Source organism: Citrobacter meridianamericanus, from assembly GCF_041320245.1.
Classification (GTDB): Bacteria; Pseudomonadota; Gammaproteobacteria; order Enterobacterales; family Enterobacteriaceae; genus Citrobacter; species Citrobacter meridianamericanus.
This window is the reverse complement of sequence record NZ_CP101039.1, coordinates 1-17,232: the sequence shown is the minus strand read 5'-3', so window position 1 is coordinate 17,232 and position 17,232 is coordinate 1. Positions and strand designations below refer to the sequence as shown.

Genomic DNA, 17,232 nt, shown 5'->3' with positions numbered 1-17,232 from the left:
ATTATTCCTGTCTATTTAATCCACTGGCGGTAGCATGAGTCGGGTACATCATGAAAAATCCCCCTCAGCAGTGAGGTCGGCATATACCAGTAGACCAGGTCCCGCAGCCATGAACTGCCCCGCCCTTTCTTGAGCTTTTTAATTCCGAGATAGGCCAGTACGGCAGCGATAATTCCGGGAATATAATGCTGGGTCCAGAATCCCCACCCCAGGCAGATAATGGCCGGAATAAGTTCATCCACAGGAAGGCCAAACCAGCGGCTCTGATTCGTCAGGGTTTCGGGAAAGCGATATTTTTTGAGAGATTCATCTGCCATATATGTTCCGTCTCCGGTACAGCTGGCAGTAGGAAATACCTGCCAGCCGGATTACAGGCAAAGCCCTCCCGTGAATGCTCGTGAAGGGCATTCAGAATTAAACCGGAATTTAATAGTCGGAAGTGGCTCTGAACGGCTGTTGCTGGAAATCAGTATCCTGCGACAGACATACCTACCGTGACGAATACGGACAGGATCGCAAAGCCCGCCAGGAACTTGAGGTTCTTGGTCGTCATATACATCACGGCGCCCACCAGAACTTCGGCAAGAATAACCCACTTAACCACGCTGGAATCTTTACCAAATGTTCCTTTAACGGTTGCATCGCCGCTGGACATCAGATCTTTACCCGCAGTCGAGGCAAGAACCGTTTCAGGGAAAAACGCAGCAAGGGCTGCGACAGGCAGGGCAAACTTCAGCGCTTTGAGTAACGCGACTTTGCTGAATTTTTTCTTTGCAGAGGTCGCGGGTACAGCGTTAATAACAGACACATCAGTCATATTCATTAATCCTTTAATTACACCGGATAGATTTGTTGAAATAAAAATCCTAAAAAACTAGTTTTGTGACTTGGGTTCAAGATTGTTTGGGATCACCTCCGCCATTTCAGAGTTATAGAAATCAGGGAATTTTTCCAGGTGGTCACGTAACCGAATCAGCGCTTCAGCTGATTTAGAACGACCACTTCTGTCCTTCGCCTTCAAAATAAGAAGATCGGTTTGTGGGTCAAGGTAGATCGACATAGTTACCGTTGGGCCACGAAGCCTGTGACGTCTAATCATGTTTTCCCTCTCAACATATTCCTGCGTCAGGATAGTGACACATTGAATACAATTTATTCAATACGCGAAAAATTCCACTATATTTTTTACATAAATTTAACATTCAAAACTTTAAGGACAACCATTCTCACCTTTCTGTATACGTCCATTCTCATGCAGTAGAATCTGAAGTCATCATAATCAGTAAAATATTTTGCAAGTTCATTCTTCACACTAGAAAGTCTGCTTGAAATTGCTTTTTCAGAAACACCTAAATATTGCGCCATTGTATGAAGTTGAAAGCCAAGAATTGAAAAACACAACGTAATCATTTTCTTATTTGTCAACCCCGAAAGGAAAATATCAAAATCAAAGTCATCATTTTTTATCCTATTCGAAGCATTGAATAAAGCTTGATAATCCGGGAAGTAATTAATAAACCAGAAAGCATATAATTCTTTATTTAGAATGCGAATTTCAACACGTAACTGGTAAAACTCACCATTCAAATTAAAAGTTCTACAAATAGCTGTGTCCGGCCCCATAACAAAGGCCTCTAACTCAATTGTCGACAAATCAAGCTCAACTTCATCAGGATCAAAACTGACACCTGAAAAACACTTAGATAATGGGTGGAAGAAATCTAAATATGCATCGTTTTTATATATGGTGTTTCTGGATTGATCTCGAATGCAAAAAGGCAAAGGCGAGCACTTATAAAGCGCATCAAAACGCTTCACAATATCATCTAATGATTGACTTGGTTCGGAGAGATCTCTAGGATCGCGCGGGTGCATTGAAGCCTCCTCTGAAGGTTTCTGTGTATAGTCGGTACACCCGGGGGTCTAGCCCGGTGTACCGGCGACCCACCAAATTGAATGGCGGGCATCAAATTTTACTTATGTCTGCATAAAATATATCAATTACTGACGACAAAGTCACTCAAAAACAGCAGATCTAAATCCTATTTATCAAACATTTTCAGCTAATTATCTTGAGACTCTTCCTCCTGTGGGAAGAATTTTTCAACAATCTGTTGCACATCTTCACGTATACACGTAACCATATCCCTGAAATCAAATTTTTCATTTCCTGCGAGATGTGGACTCAGCGACTCCATCGCCAGCAGCTTGCTGACAATAAATTGAGTTTTCATTACATTTTCAAGGATAGTTTTATTATAGAGCGCCTGATTAAAGGAAGACTCTTTTCTTTCCATTTGCGCTTCATAGACCCGAAGACCAAGTTCGACCAGCATTGATGCAATGCTTGAAAAACTTACATCTTTATCTCTCGCTCCTTCAGCGCGACGTTTTTCAGCGATTACTCTTATTTTCTCTGAAACTTCATCGCTTACATAGACCTGGACTCTGGCCATAATTTTCTCCTCATTTATATTTCCAAAACTTCTGTACAACAGAATATTTTGAAAAGCTAAAAATGCACGACTCGGCACAGACTCTCTGCCAGGAAACAGACGACTTGCATGCCGACACACACTGTAAAAATTTACGACTCGAATATAGACTCGCCGTAGTCATAACTCAATGGATTTATTAAAAATAGTCACAAATGACTCTGAGTAGAGTTTTTAACGAGTCGAATAAAACTCACTACCGAGTTGTTTACACACATTAAAATAAATTATTTCACATTACTTTTTCTCTAACTGCATGATTTAAAGAGCCAATCAGCAAAATTTTAATTTTGCGTGGGGTGTGGTGCTTTTGGTGGTGAGGAGTGCATATTAGTTGAGTCTGGGTATGGGATGGGTTAACGTATTTCCGGCATGGTGCCCGGAGGGAAGAAATGAAACGGATTGCTCTTACGTTTTTAACGCTGGCTTTTTCTGGAATGTTGAACGCTGCTGATTGTTTTGATCTGGCAGGAAGGGATTATCATATAGATCCGGATCTGCTTCGGGCAATCTCCTGGAATGAATCGAACTTCCGCACAGACGTAAAAGGCTACAATCCTGTTTCGGGTTTTGGCTCCGGACTTATGCAGGTGGACTCCCAGCACTTTAACGAACTGGCTCGTTATGGAATAAAACCGGAGCACCTTATTTCCGATCCGTGTATGAATATCTACACCGGGGCTTACTATCTTGCAATTGCATTCAAAAAGTGGGGAGTCAGCTGGCAGGCCGTGGGCGCTTATAATGCAGGTTTCAGGAAAACAGAAGAACAGGCGCAGAGAAGATATGTCTATGCCAGAAAAATTGAGGCAACATATCGGGCGATAAAGAATAATAAAAATGCAGCGCAGACTCTTGCAAAACAGTAAAAAGACCTCAACAGGAGGTCTTTTTATTCATCCAGTATTTATGTCTTCAATCAATAGCCCGATAAATTAAACCTGCTTCAGGGTGTTTTATGATACTGATGTAGTCTTTCAGTGCATCCTGACGAGCGACGAGGTGTTTACAGACTTTCGAATATTCAGGCCACATATCTGCAACCTGCCAGGACAACCAGTTCATGATCATCAGTGTAGCAATAATTCCGGCAGCATCGGCACTGACCTCTGCTTTAAAGTAATTACCGGGAATAACCATGTTATAGCGCTGTTCTCCTTCCGGTGCGATATATCCTGTTTGCGCGGTTGTGAATCTGACACAGTTCGGAGCCACGTTTCCTCCGGTGCCCTGCGGAATAATCCAGTAACGCCAGAAACCACCATCATAATCTGAATGCTGACGTAACCAGCTGGCAATCATGTTATCAGCAGAAGGCGTAAAAAAGAGCGCAGGAATAAAATCCAGACGTTCATCACCATCTGTAACAGAGTAGCGCTGGCGTTTATCAACTTTAAATTGTTCGGCTGATTCACGAGTGGCGGTTTTGACGTTTAATGTGTGCATTCTGGTTTTCTCCTCATTGGGTTATTACATCGTTCGACTTCATCACTGAGCGGCGAAGGGCAATGAGCAGCTGACAGTAAGGAAATAAAGGGGCGCGCAGCGTTTATATACCCCTTTATTTCCTTACTGGCTGATGCTAAAAGCAGCCCTCCGCGAACTGATGAAATCGGGCGACAGTCACACCAGGAGAATGCACACATCCCGTAACGGAAAATCGGCGTAAGACGAATTACCGTTACGGGCTTCAGAGTGGAGGTAATTTATTACCGCCACGGTGAAAGCGGCGCATCCATTCTGGATGCAGCAAGCGTGAATTTGAATTTGCGTCAGGATGGATGCCCGAAGGGGGAGACGGTTTACCGGCTCCGTTCACGACAGCCGTGTCCCTTCAGGGACGACGCCCGGAAAAGAAAGGATAATATCCATATCAGCGGCAGAATAATAAAGACCATCGCCAGCAGGAGAATGAGGAATATTAACCACCTGACCAAAAGACAGGAACTTCAGACTACCACGCGCCGGAATAATGCAGGCAGCGCGTCAGCGCAGCCTGCTTATTCTGCGCCGCAGGCGCGCGGCCCTTGATGCCACGAAAGGCAGGGTATTCCCCTGCCCTTCAGGCTGGCTATGCGGCTTTATTCAGCCCGCGCAAAAATTCGCGCATGGCACTCACCCGGCGCTGGTCTTCCAGGCGTTTTTCAAAGTTGTTGATATAGTACACGGGCGTGTAGCGAACCCTGTTAAGCTGCATTGTGAGCGTGTTGCCCGTCACCACCTCGGCAGGAATACCCAGCAGGGAAAGCTGAATAAACGCCATATCGGCCGCAACAGGATCAATATCGATGCAGCTTCCGAACATATGTTCAGACGGGTTATAGCCCGCCTCCAGCAGATATTCCGCATACGCCACAATCATTCCCGCCGCACCGCTTGCCGGATCGCTTACGGTAACGAATCCCTCACGGCGTATCGTTTCGTCGACGTCCGGCATCAGCAGCCTCGCCAGCAGTGACTGGACGTGATACGGCGTGAAATACTGCCCGTTCCGGTCGTCGCCCAGCTCAAGCTCCATGAAGATCGCGCCGAGAAAGTCGTGAAATTTCGCCTCCAGCGCGCAGACCATCAGGCAGAAAAGCGTATGCAGGTTGCTGATATCGCTCTCGCTGTACTTCGCGCAGATTTTGCGGCTCTGCTCAATATTCTCCGGCGTTCTTATCCGCGCCATATCCAGCTCGCTGGCGGCCAGCGTGATAAAGTCGCTGAACACCTCCCAGCGGCGCAGGCTGCGGGCGGTATCCCTGAACATGCTGATAAACTGGCGGCGGGCCTGGTCGATTGTCATCATCCGGTGCGGTATCGGCTGCGCATTCACGGTGGGCAATACGGGTTTAGCGGGTGTTAAGGGTGCGGCTTCTCTCGCCTGATCAAAGAAGCTGGCAAAACTGAGTTGAGACATATTTCCTCCTTAAATGCCGCCCCGTAAGGAGCGGCTCAGTTATCAGTTAAATGCCCGCTTCAGTTCGAGCGTGCGTAACACCTGCCCCCACTCACTCCCGCGCATGGCAGGAATACGAACGGCGCGCCCCTTCTTCCGGCAGTGCGCTATGTGACGGCCCAGCGCCCGCATTTCGGCGCTGATGTCGTCACGGTCGATATCACTGCGTTTAATACGCACCTGTTTTTTTACGGGTGCGTTTTCCGCCTCAAGCATCTGGACATACAGGGCGGTCGGTGTAACAATCGAAACTTCACTGAATTGCATTGGTTTGTTCCTTTTGGTGAAGGCCGGATTAATCGTTGCAAGCGGGTAAATCCGGCGGGATATGGCAGACGAAAGTCTGCCTTTTTCATTTCTGGCGCTGCACTCCCTCCTTAACGCGTGCCAGAATCTCCGCGTGGTCAAGGTTGCTGTAGTCGCGCATCCGGTAATAACGGATACCGATCCGCGCGTAGATTTCGGTCACATTGCCGCAGACCATTTCCGCCAGCATGAAGGTTTCACACTCGCCGTTCTGACTGCTGCGCCAGTTCATCGGGTACATCAGCCCCAGCGCATCATGGAAGGCGTGTACGTCGATTTCGACGGACGCGGTCAGATATGACTTTTCGCGGCTCAGCCAGTACGCGCGTTCGGCCTCACTGGTCGCATAAATACCCGCTTCAGCGCAGGATTCGGTCAGATTTAAGTGCATGGTTTATCTCCTTCTGGTTAATGGCGTTGATATTTCGCCGTGGTGGTTATTCGTCGAACGTGATGCCGGAAAAATGCGCCATCAGGTGCAGCATGTCGGCAATCCCGTCGACTTTCTGCTGAATAGCTGGCGTGGCTTTCAGGATGCGCGTGACAGCGGTTCTGAGTTCGCCCATATAGCGGTTTGCAGACTCGCCCAGCGCCGTTTTGTCCGTATTGCTCTGGTACTTCATCAGGGCTTTACTGACGTGGTTTTGCAGGGTATCAAGTTCGCTGAGCGCGCTTTTCTCCCATGCGTCAAAGCTGAACGTACTGTTCGTGTTGCTGTTGCTCATAATGTTTCTCCGGTGTGACTGGCGGCATCCCCTGCCGCCAGCCGGTTAAGTAATCAGTAATCCGCCGCCAGCTCGATCATCAGGTCAGCACATTCACCATCGGCACGTTCTTCTTCCGCAGTCGTCAGCATGTAACCCCGTTTCGCTGCCGCCCCCATAAACGCCGGACGGTCTTTCAGTGGCAGTTCTGCCAGGTAATGCATAGCCATACCCAGCAGACGGGACTCATAAATCTCGTAGTGCAGGCCACATCCCCGGTTAGCCTGTATTTCCATACGGGCCAGCACCACGTCCGCGCGAATAACATCGAACGGGTTACGGGAATGGATATTGCGCACAAAGCCATCAGTACGCAGGGACGAGGTTTTCACCCATCTTTCGGAAGATTCTTTGGTGGCGGTTTTGACGTTGACGTTCTGTGTGTTCATCCTGCTTTTCCTCCTGTCTGGTGGTTTATCCATCTCTCGGTGAGTTCCCTGGCGGCAAAGGGCAAAGGAGCAACGGCGGGGCGGCAGGAGAAGGGCGGAGACTAAAGTTTTTGCGGTCCCTCGCAAAAAGTTTTGGCGGAGTGCATTTCACCCTTCGGATGACGACACGACGGTGCTACGACAAGCCCTCCGCCCGGGGACTTAACGGGAGAGGGCTCGCCAGAGGTACGGGGAGAGGATGAACACACCCGACACGGCGGAACGACGGGGCGTCAGAGGACTGTCGGCAGTTTTACCGCCGACAGGGTGAAGCGGCGCGTCCGTTTACGGACGCAGCAAGCGCAGGGGTTGACGTTGCGTCAGGATGGACGCCCGCAGGGCAGAGACAGCTTGCTGGCTCTGTTCACGACAGCCGTGTCCCGTCAGGGACGACGCCCGTGTGTTGCCGTTTCGGTGAAAACAGCCAGTTCATTAGCCAGACCCGCCAGCGTATACCGCTTTTTATCCAGCACATCAGCCCGCAGCAGCAGGCTGTTTATCAGAAAGGTATCCAGTACCGGCATTCTGAGCAGACATTTAATCCGCTGTCCGCTGGCTGACTGAAGCAACAGCATCCAGTGGTCACAGACTTCGCCGGGGCTGGTCAGCATGAACCAGTGTCTGCCATGCGGTGGAACATACCGCAGGCTAACGGGCCATACGCCACCGTATTCAGTGTGATTCTCGGGTGAAACCACCCAGCCCTCCGGCAAAAGCAACTCACGCAGCACGGCCTGCGTCAGCACCTTACGAGAAGACCAGCCATCAGAGCGAAACTGCTCATAATCCTCCGGCGTCATGGCAATCAGCGCCGATAATGTCAGTCCTTTATTCAGAACCAGCCTCCTTTTATGGCTGCAGACCACGACTGCTCTCCGGCCCCTGCAGACCCGAAGATTTGAAGGGGATAATAACAAAAATCACCGGTGAGACTTTCCGCGATAATAGTCCGGTCGCGCCGCCAGTTCCCGCCCGATGAGTTCATCAGCAAACAGCGGCGCAATCCTGTTAACACGGCGCTCCAGATTCCGCCGACGGGTTGCCGCCTTGCGCTCGTCGGTCCAGCGTCTGATCTGTCTGTCACACAGAAAATCAACGCAGACAGCATATCCGGCTCCGGCCACCCACAGTGACATCACGGACTCAGGGGCGGGCTTCCCTGCCTCCACCACTTCTGACGCCAGCTCAGGTTCACCGGGACAGGGACCGGGACGCTTCCAGCGCAGCGAGTAACGCCACTTCATACCTGACTCCACGCGGTCAGCTTGTTGGGTACCATCCAGCGCTCCAGCTGCCTGACAGACTCAGTGCTTTCCCGCGCCAGCGCATCCGTTTCAGCCATCACCGTCCAGAAAGGCTGGCTCTCCGTCATCCAGCGCTCCACTGGCGCCAGTGACGGGAAACGCTCGCTCCAGCGCCAGAACATCTCCTCCAGGTCGTACTGGCGCAGTTCAGTCCCCGACCAGCGAGCGCTCCAGCTGCTGACCGTTTCCGGCGTATGGAATGCCAGCTCAATCTCCGCCTGCCCCGCCAGCGCCTGGTACGCCCGCTCACGCTGACACCGTTCTTTGTGCCGCTGGCGGGTGTATTTTTCATCCCGCAGGGCGTCCTGACAGCGAACCCGCTCGGTCTGCTGAAAGGCCACCGCCGGAAAGAGGCGCTGGCCCGCACCAACGGGAAGCGGCAGCCAGCAACGCGTCCCGCGACTTTCAATCAGGGCATCGATGGCACTGAGCCAGCTGTCCCTGCAGCCCCGCAGCTCCCGCGCCGTCAGCACCGGCGCAAAATAATGGATTTCCCTGATGGTGATGCGCGTGCTGCCCGTGAGCCGGCGAAAAAAGGCGCTGGCATATGGGTACGCCGCAGACAGCGAGCCGCGAGACCGCCTGCGCTCAACCTCGGCGATGGCTTCCATCGCGGCGCGTCGCTCATGACTGAAGGGAACCAGAGAGAGATGTGAAGGGATCATACCGCGCCCTCCGCTGCCAGAATGCTGATGATGCTGGCCTGACTGTATCCGTCCGCATCGAGACGCGCCGTCAGGCTGATGGTGTGGCTGACAAGCTCCGGCTGGTAGCCGCTCAGGGTACGAATGACGGAGAACGGGCGACCGCTGGCGGGCACGAACACCACCATCCACGCCGGACTGATGGCACCTGGACTGCACACGGCAATATGGTAGTTGCCGTGCGGGGGCGTAAAGCGCACCTGCACGGGGAAGAAGCCACCGAACTCGCTGCGGTACTCGCCGTTTACATCCCAGTTCTCAGGGCAGGACAGGTCACGCATAACGGCGTGGGTCAGTTCGCGGCGAAAGTCTTCGCCGCTGTCCCGCCAGTCCTCAAACTCATCACAGGACATCGTTTTCAGTACATCGGGGGTAAGAATAGTGCGCATGGATATCTCCTTATTGCCGCCCTGTTCACACAAGGGCGGCTCTCCGTTATCAGGCGGCGTGTGCCGTGTTGGTGGTGTCGTTGTCAGTGCTGTCGGTATCGGAAACCGCGTCGTCAGCACCGGATTCAGCCGCTGGCTCTGGTCCTTTCAGCCATGCCGGAACCCAGCGGGTGTGCTGCATAAAGTGCTCCGCATGCGCTGCTGCATCGCCCTTCTTCATCTTCTCCGCATCACCCGCCGCGCCCGTCAGCCCCGCCTCTTTCAGGGAGGCCACAATCTGCGGATGTTTCAGGCTGCCGAAGTAGTTGTCCTTCGTCGGCTGCCACCAGTCGCGCAGATGGAACCCGATTGCCGCCTCGACCGCATCGAGTGGACTTCGGGAGGTATGCCCCATATCGCGGGTCTGTACCCCGTCAACGGAACAGGCCGTGCAGAAGGCCATCAGCGACATCAACACCCCGCCGTCAAGGGCAAAGAAGGTGGTGAAGTCCTTCTCCCACCCTTCCGGCAGCAGGGCTTTCAGCCTTGCCTGTTCGGTCATGAGCATCTCAAACGCTGCGCCATCCTTACCGGACGGGGCGTTCTCCGTCAGGCTGCCGTGAGACACGGTGAGGCTGATACGGAACGGGTGCGCCGTGGTCAGACAGCCCGAGAAGACGCAGGTACACATGCGCCAGACCATCAGCGCCACCGCCTTTTCGGGCTGCTGCATCAGCGCCGCCTGGACTGCCAGCGTACGCTCGGAGGTCATTTTCGTGAGCAGCGGAACACTGATCCCCTCTGCGGCGTCGGGCTGGCGTGAGGTGAACGGCACCGTTACGCTGCTGGTTTCGGTTTCTTCCGGCATATCTGCTTTCAGGCGAACTCCGCGCTGCACGTACACCTGTCCTTCGTACAGGCTGACCATCACCCCCGCGCCTGACTTCATGTCGTCAGTCCACGCGCTGACTTCTGCCGCCACCTGAATGGCGAGGATGTCCGCTTCGATCGCATCCGACTCGTCGCAAACGCTGTCATATGTGTCGTACTGCTCCCGCAGCGCATCAAGACGCTGCTGTTGTTCAGGGGTATACACCGGATCGGGTTCAACAGGCTGAACGAACTCCTTACCGTCTTCGCCGTGGTACCAGATGCGGGCTGCGCGTCCGCGACTCCATGCCCAGCCCTCACGCTGCTGAATGTCCAGGGCGATACGCTCCAGCTTCTCCTGCACCAGACGCTCAACCAGCACGCTGTCTGCCGTGCCGTCGCCCTCGTCCTGGCTGAACAGATCTTCACGAACGTAACCCCCTGCCGCCTCATACGCTTCGCGCCCGATAAACCGGAATTTGGTGTTGTCGGTGCGCATCTCGGTTTCGGTAATGGCGCGTTTAATCAGGTGTGCGGGCGCGTTCGACCAGCTGGCCTTCACGCTTTCAAATACCTCAACCTGACGGGCAGGATCGTCCTCGAGACAGAGCGCCTGACACTGCTCAACGGTCAGTTCGTCCTGCGCGAGCTTATCCATCAGGGACGGGGCGAGGTTTGCCAGCTTCAGCATGCGCTGCACGTGGCGGGAGCCGAAGCCGAGGGCGTCGCCAATCTGTGCGGGAGTTTTGCCCTGCCCTGCCAGCGTACGGAAACCTGCGATTTGCTCGGCGGGATGCATGGCGGCGCGCTGCTCGTTCTCGGCAACCGAGGCGAGGGCGGCAATGTCGTCTGAGACGCGCTTCACCATGACGGTATGATCGGCCGCAAGACGATCTTCCTGCGCCAGCAGATTCAGGGCAGTCAGTCGGCGGCCACCTGCGGCCACGCCGGATTGTCCGTCCGCGAGGGTGTGAACAATAAGGTTCTGCAGCAGTCCGAGCGCCTCGATGGAGTCAGCCAGACCGCGAACGCTGTCCACGGAATACGGGATGGTGCGCACGTTCAGCGGGGATTTAGCGAGACTGGACAGCGGAACATACTCGATGACAGCGGCCTCAAGGGCGGCTTTCAGGGCTTCTTCCTGCGCCTTCGTGATTTTTTTGCTGCTCGCTTTTTTGGGTGCTTTTGCTTTAACATCGGTTACTGACATAGTTGATACCTCACTGGATATTGATGATTGTCTGGCCCTGCGGAGTTCGCGCTCCGGCAGGGCACCTCTTTCTTACTGCGGCTTGCGGATACCGTAGTCCGCGATATAACGGTTGAGCCAGTACGTGCCGCCCGGCTCAAAGTTCCACGTGCGCCAGACCATTTCACCGTCCTTACGGACAACCAGGCGAAAATGCGCCCCCTGATCGTCCTCTATCGCCACGTTGGTGTACTGTGACGCAACGGCCTCAGCCTGTTCGCGGGTAAAGGTGTCGTCGGGTAAAACCGCCAGCGCCTCGCTCATGTTGCTCCTCCTTCTGAACCTGTTTTGCTTTTAAAAAACCATCACCCGTTGAGTTGCCGGGGCCGCGGTTTTGACGTTTTGCGGGGACCTGCTGAACGCCCCGATGGTTGTTACCTTCACCCGTTTGAGAGCCGTTCGCCGCAGGGGCGTAAACCAGCGCGGGCGATGGCGGATGTCCGGGGCGCGGTTTACCGCGTGCCATTTACCCTGGACAGCTGACAGCGGCTGTGCTTGTCTCAGCCCCGGCGAAAGGACTCAAAAGGGTGAAAAAACCAGGCAAGGAATGAGCAGGAACCCGCCGCAACGACGGAACGCGCGGGCGCGAAACGGCGTTGCCCCGAAGAGGCCCGGCAGCATTACCGCCGGGCTGGTGAGAGCGGCGCATCCGTAGACGGATGCCGCAAGCGTGATGTTAAACCTGCGACAGTGCGATGGAAGCCCGACAGGGCGGAGACGGTTTACCGGCTCCGTTTACGACAGCGCCGGTTCCCGTCAGGGAAGTCGCCCACAGGCAGACACAACAGGAAGAAAAACCGACAGGACAGAGATATCAGCCAGTACGCCATCGGTATGGCCACTATTGCTAACGGCAACGGCAACGGCAACGGCAACGGCAACGGCAACGCAGGCATTATCGCCAGAACAGAAATATCGCCGTCCAGCTGCAGCACACCAATATTCATCCCCTGACACCACAGGAGCATCAGGCACTGGCGGAGATGCGCGGCGCCGCAGGCGCGGCGAACTTCGCCGGCAGGCAGAGCCTGCCTGGTTTTCCGCGCGGGCTGACAGGCGGCTGAACCGCCTGCCGGGGAAAATCAGTTGCTGAAGACGTAGCCGTCATGGAATACATAACCGCTGCTGAACAGGTCACGCGCCCAGGCTTCAAAATCGAAATAGCTGCGCAGCGGCTCCGGCACCTCATTCAGCAGGCCGTTGTCTTCAGCCATTTCACGCGCATAGTCCTCCTCGCTCTCCGCCTCGCCGCGATACGCATCGTCAAACGCGTCATAGTCACACTCGCCCGTATACTCTGCCCAGGCGATAAACGCGGTCTCCCTGCCCTCTTCTTCGGCACGTTTGTAAGCGGCGATAAAATCCCAGTCAATGGAGCTTTCAGAGACGAACTGCGAAGGGATGCCCTCGCAGTCCTGGAACATAAATTCGGCATCCCATTCATCGGCATGCAGCGCCTTACAGGCCTCGTAAAAATCCTCCCTGCCGTCAAACTCCGTCAGATCAAACCATTTGCCGAAAATGCTGCCGCAGTTGTATTTATGGTAGGTGCCAACGTAAACCGCAGGTGTGGTGATCGTAGTGCTCATAAAAAATCCTCCATAGTCGATGTTGTCTGAGTTCCGGCTTACGCCGTGCCGACACGACAGCCGGGCGAAAAGCGGAGGATGCAAGGGCGTCACCGAGGCCGCAGCGCAGTAAAAAAGCAGGAGCAGGCTGGACGGTTTGACGGCGAAAAATGAGCCGGAAAACGACGGGAAGACGGCGGATAATGCCGTTGAAATACACTGCGACCGGGTGAAGGTGACGGCGTTTACGCTTCCCTTGCATCAGCCGCGGCCCGGCTACAGTAGAGGCACGGCGTAAGCCGCAGTCCGCACGGGGCGTTACTCACCGCGAAGCCGGAACAACGTGGAGGAAGAGCCATAAAAGTGGAGCCGGCGACATCCTTATCCTTCGATGTTGATTCAGGGTGCCGCCGCCCCCTGCTGTTCGCTATACTGGCCGGATTGCTGACAGGGCATTGCGGACAAGACTGATTTCTGCACGCGCTTCTGCCATGACCTCATGTAACAGGGTTAAATCCATCCACCGGCGCGGGGGCTCGCCAGGAATACGCAGCACATCGCACATCTGGCCACATGCCAGGATTTGATCAACTTTGTCGCTGATAACAAAGAACTCGACGCTGCTGTAGCGTGCCTCTTTGTTCAGGATGGCATCGAGCACCACCGGTAAATTGTCATCATCGTCGTCCAGCCAGCAGGGCATATCGTTTTCCTTCACAACCAGACGGAAGTTTCGGGTCTGGCGATAAAACAGCGTTTCCCCGCGCGTGGTCAGCGCCGCTTTTATCCGGCGCGCATCCTCCCATACCTGCCGGGAGACATCCCGCACGGCGCGGGACAGGCAATCCGTTACAGCCTGAATCTCCGGCTCCGTCAGCCATTCCCCGGCCCAGGGGAACGCTATCTGTGTTCCGTTCTCCGGAAGCTGCGGCGCGTCGGCATAACGGCTGCCGGATAAAATAATCTGCGCTGGCGTCCCGGCTATTTTTGTCATGGCACTTTGCAGCTCTGCGGGTACGTCACCGGTACAAAGCAAAGGAAGCAGATGAGCAATATTTGCCGCATCCAGACGGACATAAATACTTATCCATCCCGGTTTATTGACCGGATCACGCTGATCAACATCGGTATGGTCAGGCCATCCATAATCAGCAATCAAATCGCGCGCACGGCGCATGATAAGGGCGGTTAACGTGGTGATTTCCTGCATAGTGGGTTCCTCTGAACGGGTTCAGTACACGCCGCCCGGGCGGCGTGCAGATTTCAGTTTTTCATTAAGGCGCGAACTTTCGCCGCATCAGCCAGGCGACGGGTCACGCTTTCCGGCACCGGATGGTTCTCATCCCGGGCGGACCATTCTCTGTGCCACAACGCCTGTTCAGCGGTTATCAGCAGGGTTTCTAGCAGGTCAGCCGGCACCATTACCGCCGGAACGGCCTGTTTCACCTGTTCAATCAGATCCATCACCGCACTGGCAGACACGCCCGACTCAAGCCGTTGTTCTTCCGGTATGGCGTCCATACGCGCCAGTACCGCCCTTGTGTCCTGTTTCGAAACGGCATATTCCATTCCGTCGGCCAGCGCTTCGATATCCGCCGGGGACCAGACAATGAGGTTCAAAGGGGTTTCTGCGGGATACTGCTCACGCAACAAGCGGCAGAGGGTTTTACAGGTTCCGTACATGTTTTTCTCCTTAGTCCTTAAAGCAGGCATCCAGCTCAAGAATTTCGTTGTACGCCGCCATAAACAGGGCATTGATGCGAAAAAGGGTCTGACGGGTCAGGCGTTCGGCCAGCACATCGGAGTCAAAGCGATAGCTGTGCTCCATCCCGTTCAGCGTCGCCCGCAGGTCACACATGTTGTTGGCGACTTCCGCCACTTCTGCGCGGAGTTTTTCGTGTCCTGCATAGTTCATTACGCGGCCTCCGGGAACTCGTCGTTAGCGGCCGGGTACTGCATGGCGCGCCGGACGGCGGCCAGACGCTGCTGCCCGGCCCGGTGGTACTGCTCAAGCAGTTCGATACCGATGTAGCGACGGCCAGACTGGAGCGCCGCTACGCAGGTGGAACCGCTGCCGGCAAACGGGTCCATGACTATCGCGCCGGGATGTGTGAAAGACTCAATCAGCGGTTGCAGGCTGGTCACGGGTTTTTCGGTCGGGTGGTGGCGGTTGCCGGAATACTTCCAGCCCAGCACGTCCGGCAGCGGATTCTGCGGCAGGGGCGGACGGCCTTTCGCCAGGATATAGGCGCATTCGTGGCGGTAGCCGACATACGCGGATTTGGACGAGTAGGTTTTGGTAAACACCAGGTGGCCGACGACGCTGAACCCGGCCTTTTTCCACGCGGCCATAAAGCGATCGACGCGGTTCCAGCCGTAGAAGCTCACCATCAGCGCGTCTTTTTTCAGCACACGATACATCTCATGGCAGGCGGGTTGCAGCCATTCATCGGTTTTATCGCCGGCGATGGTACGCCCCTGACGGTCACGAAAACCGACGAGATATGGCGGGTCAGTCAGTATGAAATCGACAGCATTATCCGGAAAGCCGGACATGATATGGACGCAATTACCCTGGATAAATCGGGACATGGTAGTTCTCCTTTCTCAAATGCGGCGCCAGTTACGCCGTGCCGATACGACAGCCGGGCGAAAAGCGGAGAATGCAGGGGCGGTGCCGCAAGCCGCAGCGCAGTGAAAAAGCCCACGCTGGCTGGACGGTTTGACGGCGAAAATTGAGACGGAAAACGACGGGAAGACAGCGGGTAATGCCTTTGAAATTAACTGCGACCGGGTGAGGACACCGGCGTAGCGAACCCTTGCATTCGAAGCGGCCCGGCTACAGTAGCGGCACGGCGTTCACAGCAGAGCGGTATTAATGAGGAGCGCAGCGACATCGTATTTTCATCGTTGCTGTCCACAATTTCGGTGGGCAATCCTGTGTATAAAGTGAGGGTATTCTGCGCAGGTCGCTACCAGCACGGATGACAGCACGCCTGACAAAACGGTTATCTTTTAACCACACCACGCAGACTTCACTTTTCCTGGTGTGGTATGTTGATGCTGACTGTAAAAAACCGGAGCGGAGAAAGATGGACAGAGAAATGCTGGCAGAGTGGCTGCGGGATATTGCCCAACATATAGAAGAGGAAAGTCCACTGATTCGTGATGTCAGTGTGGATGATGCCCTTTCCGATGAGGGGCTGGCCAGAAAAATCATCACCATCACATTCAATGCACCAGGTCGCGCCTCACCGCCTGAAGAGAACGTCAGCGATATTTCCCGGCATTGAAAACAGCGCTGCTGATACACCCCGTGCTGCCCTCAGTCGTCAAGGATCTGACGCATGAAATGGAATACTTGCGTAATTCAGTAAAAATACTTGTGTATTACATTTGTAATGCTATAGTAATCACACACGGCGATACTCTATTGTCGCAAACGTAATACACCTGTATTTCATTGAGAGAGGAGTTCTCATGTCTGAAATTCCAGTGCAATCTCAGCTGACACCGCTGGTTAACACCGTGGCCCGCATCATTGCCATCATGAATAACAAGGGTGGTGCCGGTAAAACCTCCACGATCACCAACCTCGCCATGAGCCTCGCACATGCCGGGCGTCGGGTATTGCTTATCGACGGAGACCAGCAGGCCAACTCGACTGAGGTGATGGCTAACGGGAAAAAATACTACGCGCAGTATGGCCACACCATCTGCGATTTATATAACAACCCGCGCTTCAGTATTTTTGATGCAATTATCCCGGCCGTCAGTGGTGAAGAGGTGATCGATAACCTTTATATCATTCCGTCAGATCCGTCGTTTGAACGCGTCATGGAAAACTGCCTGACCCGGCACCATCGGGAAAAAATACTGTCCCGCCATCTGCAGTCGGTGATGGATAAATTCGATTATATCCTCATCGACTGTTCTCCAGGTCTGAACCTGTCCACCACGAACGCTGCCTATACCGCGGACCATGTGCTTATTCCCGTTGATGGCGGCAGCTTTGCTCTGACCGGGCTGGATGTTGTACTGGACTATCTCGATGAGATACGTGAAACCCGCTTTACCCGGTTCAGCGTATTCCGCAATGAGTACAATGGTGCCAAGAAGAAGATGAACACCTATCTTCATGAGCAACTGGCTTCCAACGAGCGAACCCGTGATAACTACGGAAACCCGTATCCGGGCTGATGAGAACATCTCCCAGGCACAGGTTGCCTGCGTCC

General features: G+C 54.1%; 26 protein-coding genes. 4 read left to right on the top strand and 22 right to left on the bottom strand.

Features of this window, described 5'->3' with window-relative positions; genetic code table 11:
* Positions 1-11 precede the first annotated feature (11 nt).
* The 5 genes from traL to traM all read right to left on the bottom strand — a co-directional run bounded on the left by traL (position 12) and on the right by traM (position 2,456).
* Positions 12-317, bottom strand: a complete 306-nt coding sequence (gene traL / locus NMD08_RS28050) for a type IV conjugative transfer system protein TraL (protein WP_045911931.1) — start codon at positions 315-317, stop codon at positions 12-14.
* Between the two features lie 149 nt (positions 318-466).
* Positions 467-817 (bottom strand): type IV conjugative transfer system pilin TraA, encoded by a 351-nt coding sequence (traA, locus tag NMD08_RS28045; RefSeq protein WP_045379450.1) that lies wholly within the window; start codon positions 815-817, stop codon positions 467-469.
* 57 nt (positions 818-874) lie between these two features.
* Positions 875-1,099: a TraY domain-containing protein gene (locus NMD08_RS28040; protein WP_008324165.1), complete on the bottom strand. Its 225-nt coding sequence runs from the start codon at positions 1,097-1,099 to the stop codon at positions 875-877.
* An 86-nt stretch (positions 1,100-1,185) separates the two neighbouring features.
* Positions 1,186-1,875: a hypothetical protein gene (locus NMD08_RS28035; protein ID WP_045911932.1), complete on the bottom strand. Its 690-nt coding sequence runs from the start codon at positions 1,873-1,875 to the stop codon at positions 1,186-1,188.
* 188 nt (positions 1,876-2,063) lie between these two features.
* Positions 2,064-2,456, bottom strand: a complete 393-nt coding sequence (traM, locus tag NMD08_RS28030) for a conjugal transfer relaxosome DNA-binding protein TraM (RefSeq protein WP_008324167.1) — start codon at positions 2,454-2,456, stop codon at positions 2,064-2,066.
* A 431-nt stretch (positions 2,457-2,887) separates the two neighbouring features.
* Between traM and NMD08_RS28025 the strand changes: the two genes are divergently transcribed.
* The gene (locus NMD08_RS28025) at positions 2,888-3,364 is read left to right on the top strand and encodes a transglycosylase SLT domain-containing protein (protein ID WP_045911933.1); all 477 of its coding nucleotides are present in this window, start codon (positions 2,888-2,890) and stop codon (positions 3,362-3,364) included.
* 46 nt (positions 3,365-3,410) lie between these two features.
* On the opposite strand, the gene NMD08_RS28020 is transcribed toward NMD08_RS28025, so the two are convergent.
* The 12 genes from NMD08_RS28020 to NMD08_RS27965 all read right to left on the bottom strand — a co-directional run bounded on the left by NMD08_RS28020 (position 3,411) and on the right by NMD08_RS27965 (position 11,693).
* A complete protein-coding gene (locus NMD08_RS28020) occupies positions 3,411-3,941 on the bottom strand; it encodes an antirestriction protein (RefSeq protein WP_025760339.1) in 531 nt (176 codons plus the stop codon).
* A gap of 625 nt (positions 3,942-4,566) precedes the next feature.
* The gene (locus NMD08_RS28015; protein WP_370459825.1) at positions 4,567-5,283 is read right to left on the bottom strand and encodes an N-6 DNA methylase; all 717 of its coding nucleotides are present in this window, start codon (positions 5,281-5,283) and stop codon (positions 4,567-4,569) included.
* Positions 5,284-5,439: 156 nt separating this feature from the next.
* Complete coding sequence (locus NMD08_RS28010; RefSeq protein ID WP_008324174.1) at positions 5,440-5,703, bottom strand: hypothetical protein; 264 nt, start codon at positions 5,701-5,703, stop codon at positions 5,440-5,442.
* Between the two features lie 85 nt (positions 5,704-5,788).
* Entirely contained in the window at positions 5,789-6,133 is a 345-nt protein-coding gene (locus tag NMD08_RS28005; protein ID WP_008324177.1) for a hypothetical protein, read from the bottom strand.
* A 46-nt stretch (positions 6,134-6,179) separates the two neighbouring features.
* Positions 6,180-6,467, bottom strand: coding sequence for a hypothetical protein (locus tag NMD08_RS28000; protein WP_032672744.1), 288 nt, complete (start codon positions 6,465-6,467; stop codon positions 6,180-6,182).
* Between the two features lie 53 nt (positions 6,468-6,520).
* A complete protein-coding gene (locus tag NMD08_RS27995) occupies positions 6,521-6,895 on the bottom strand; it encodes a hypothetical protein (protein ID WP_008324180.1) in 375 nt (124 codons plus the stop codon).
* A gap of 422 nt (positions 6,896-7,317) precedes the next feature.
* Positions 7,318-7,800, bottom strand: a complete 483-nt coding sequence (gene psiB / locus NMD08_RS27990; RefSeq protein WP_181715034.1) for a conjugation system SOS inhibitor PsiB — start codon at positions 7,798-7,800, stop codon at positions 7,318-7,320.
* Between the two features lie 54 nt (positions 7,801-7,854).
* Entirely contained in the window at positions 7,855-8,178 is a 324-nt protein-coding gene (locus NMD08_RS27985) for a hypothetical protein (RefSeq protein WP_025760337.1), read from the bottom strand.
* Positions 8,175-8,903: a plasmid SOS inhibition protein A gene (locus tag NMD08_RS27980; protein WP_059498665.1), complete on the bottom strand. Its 729-nt coding sequence runs from the start codon at positions 8,901-8,903 to the stop codon at positions 8,175-8,177. The genes NMD08_RS27985 and NMD08_RS27980 overlap by 4 nt, the downstream gene beginning before the upstream one ends.
* Positions 8,900-9,331: a conjugation system SOS inhibitor PsiB gene (gene psiB, locus NMD08_RS27975; protein WP_045911935.1), complete on the bottom strand. Its 432-nt coding sequence runs from the start codon at positions 9,329-9,331 to the stop codon at positions 8,900-8,902. The genes NMD08_RS27980 and psiB (NMD08_RS27975) overlap by 4 nt, the downstream gene beginning before the upstream one ends.
* Before the next feature lie 49 nt (positions 9,332-9,380).
* Complete coding sequence (locus tag NMD08_RS27970) at positions 9,381-11,390, bottom strand: ParB/RepB/Spo0J family partition protein (RefSeq protein ID WP_045911936.1); 2,010 nt, start codon at positions 11,388-11,390, stop codon at positions 9,381-9,383.
* A gap of 72 nt (positions 11,391-11,462) precedes the next feature.
* A complete protein-coding gene (locus NMD08_RS27965) occupies positions 11,463-11,693 on the bottom strand; it encodes a DUF905 domain-containing protein (RefSeq protein ID WP_025760392.1) in 231 nt (76 codons plus the stop codon).
* A gap of 406 nt (positions 11,694-12,099) precedes the next feature.
* Here NMD08_RS27965 and NMD08_RS27960 point away from each other — a divergent pair, with 406 nt between their 5' ends.
* On the top strand, positions 12,100-12,522 hold the full coding sequence (locus NMD08_RS27960; RefSeq protein ID WP_170919872.1) for a hypothetical protein: 423 nt from the start codon (positions 12,100-12,102) through the stop codon (positions 12,520-12,522).
* Here NMD08_RS27960 and NMD08_RS27955 read toward each other — a convergent pair.
* The 5 genes from NMD08_RS27955 to NMD08_RS27935 all read right to left on the bottom strand — a co-directional run bounded on the left by NMD08_RS27955 (position 12,512) and on the right by NMD08_RS27935 (position 15,589).
* Positions 12,512-13,018, bottom strand: coding sequence for an antirestriction protein ArdA (locus tag NMD08_RS27955; RefSeq protein ID WP_025760319.1), 507 nt, complete (start codon positions 13,016-13,018; stop codon positions 12,512-12,514). The two genes, NMD08_RS27960 and NMD08_RS27955, sit on opposite strands and share 11 nt — an antisense overlap.
* Positions 13,019-13,424: 406 nt before the next feature.
* Entirely contained in the window at positions 13,425-14,207 is a 783-nt protein-coding gene (locus tag NMD08_RS27950) for a hypothetical protein (RefSeq protein WP_025760320.1), read from the bottom strand.
* A gap of 53 nt (positions 14,208-14,260) precedes the next feature.
* A complete protein-coding gene (locus NMD08_RS27945) occupies positions 14,261-14,680 on the bottom strand; it encodes a DUF1380 family protein (RefSeq protein ID WP_025760321.1) in 420 nt (139 codons plus the stop codon).
* Positions 14,681-14,690: 10 nt separating this feature from the next.
* Positions 14,691-14,912 (bottom strand): hypothetical protein, encoded by a 222-nt coding sequence (locus NMD08_RS27940; RefSeq protein ID WP_025760322.1) that lies wholly within the window; start codon positions 14,910-14,912, stop codon positions 14,691-14,693.
* The gene (locus NMD08_RS27935) at positions 14,912-15,589 is read right to left on the bottom strand and encodes a DNA methylase (RefSeq protein WP_045911951.1); all 678 of its coding nucleotides are present in this window, start codon (positions 15,587-15,589) and stop codon (positions 14,912-14,914) included. The genes NMD08_RS27940 and NMD08_RS27935 overlap by 1 nt, the downstream gene beginning before the upstream one ends.
* A gap of 500 nt (positions 15,590-16,089) precedes the next feature.
* Here NMD08_RS27935 and NMD08_RS27930 point away from each other — a divergent pair, with 500 nt between their 5' ends.
* A complete protein-coding gene (locus NMD08_RS27930; RefSeq protein WP_025760324.1) occupies positions 16,090-16,290 on the top strand; it encodes a hypothetical protein in 201 nt (66 codons plus the stop codon).
* 187 nt (positions 16,291-16,477) lie between these two features.
* Positions 16,478-17,197, top strand: coding sequence for a ParA family protein (locus NMD08_RS27925; RefSeq protein WP_370620261.1), 720 nt, complete (start codon positions 16,478-16,480; stop codon positions 17,195-17,197).
* Positions 17,198-17,232 lie beyond the last annotated feature (35 nt).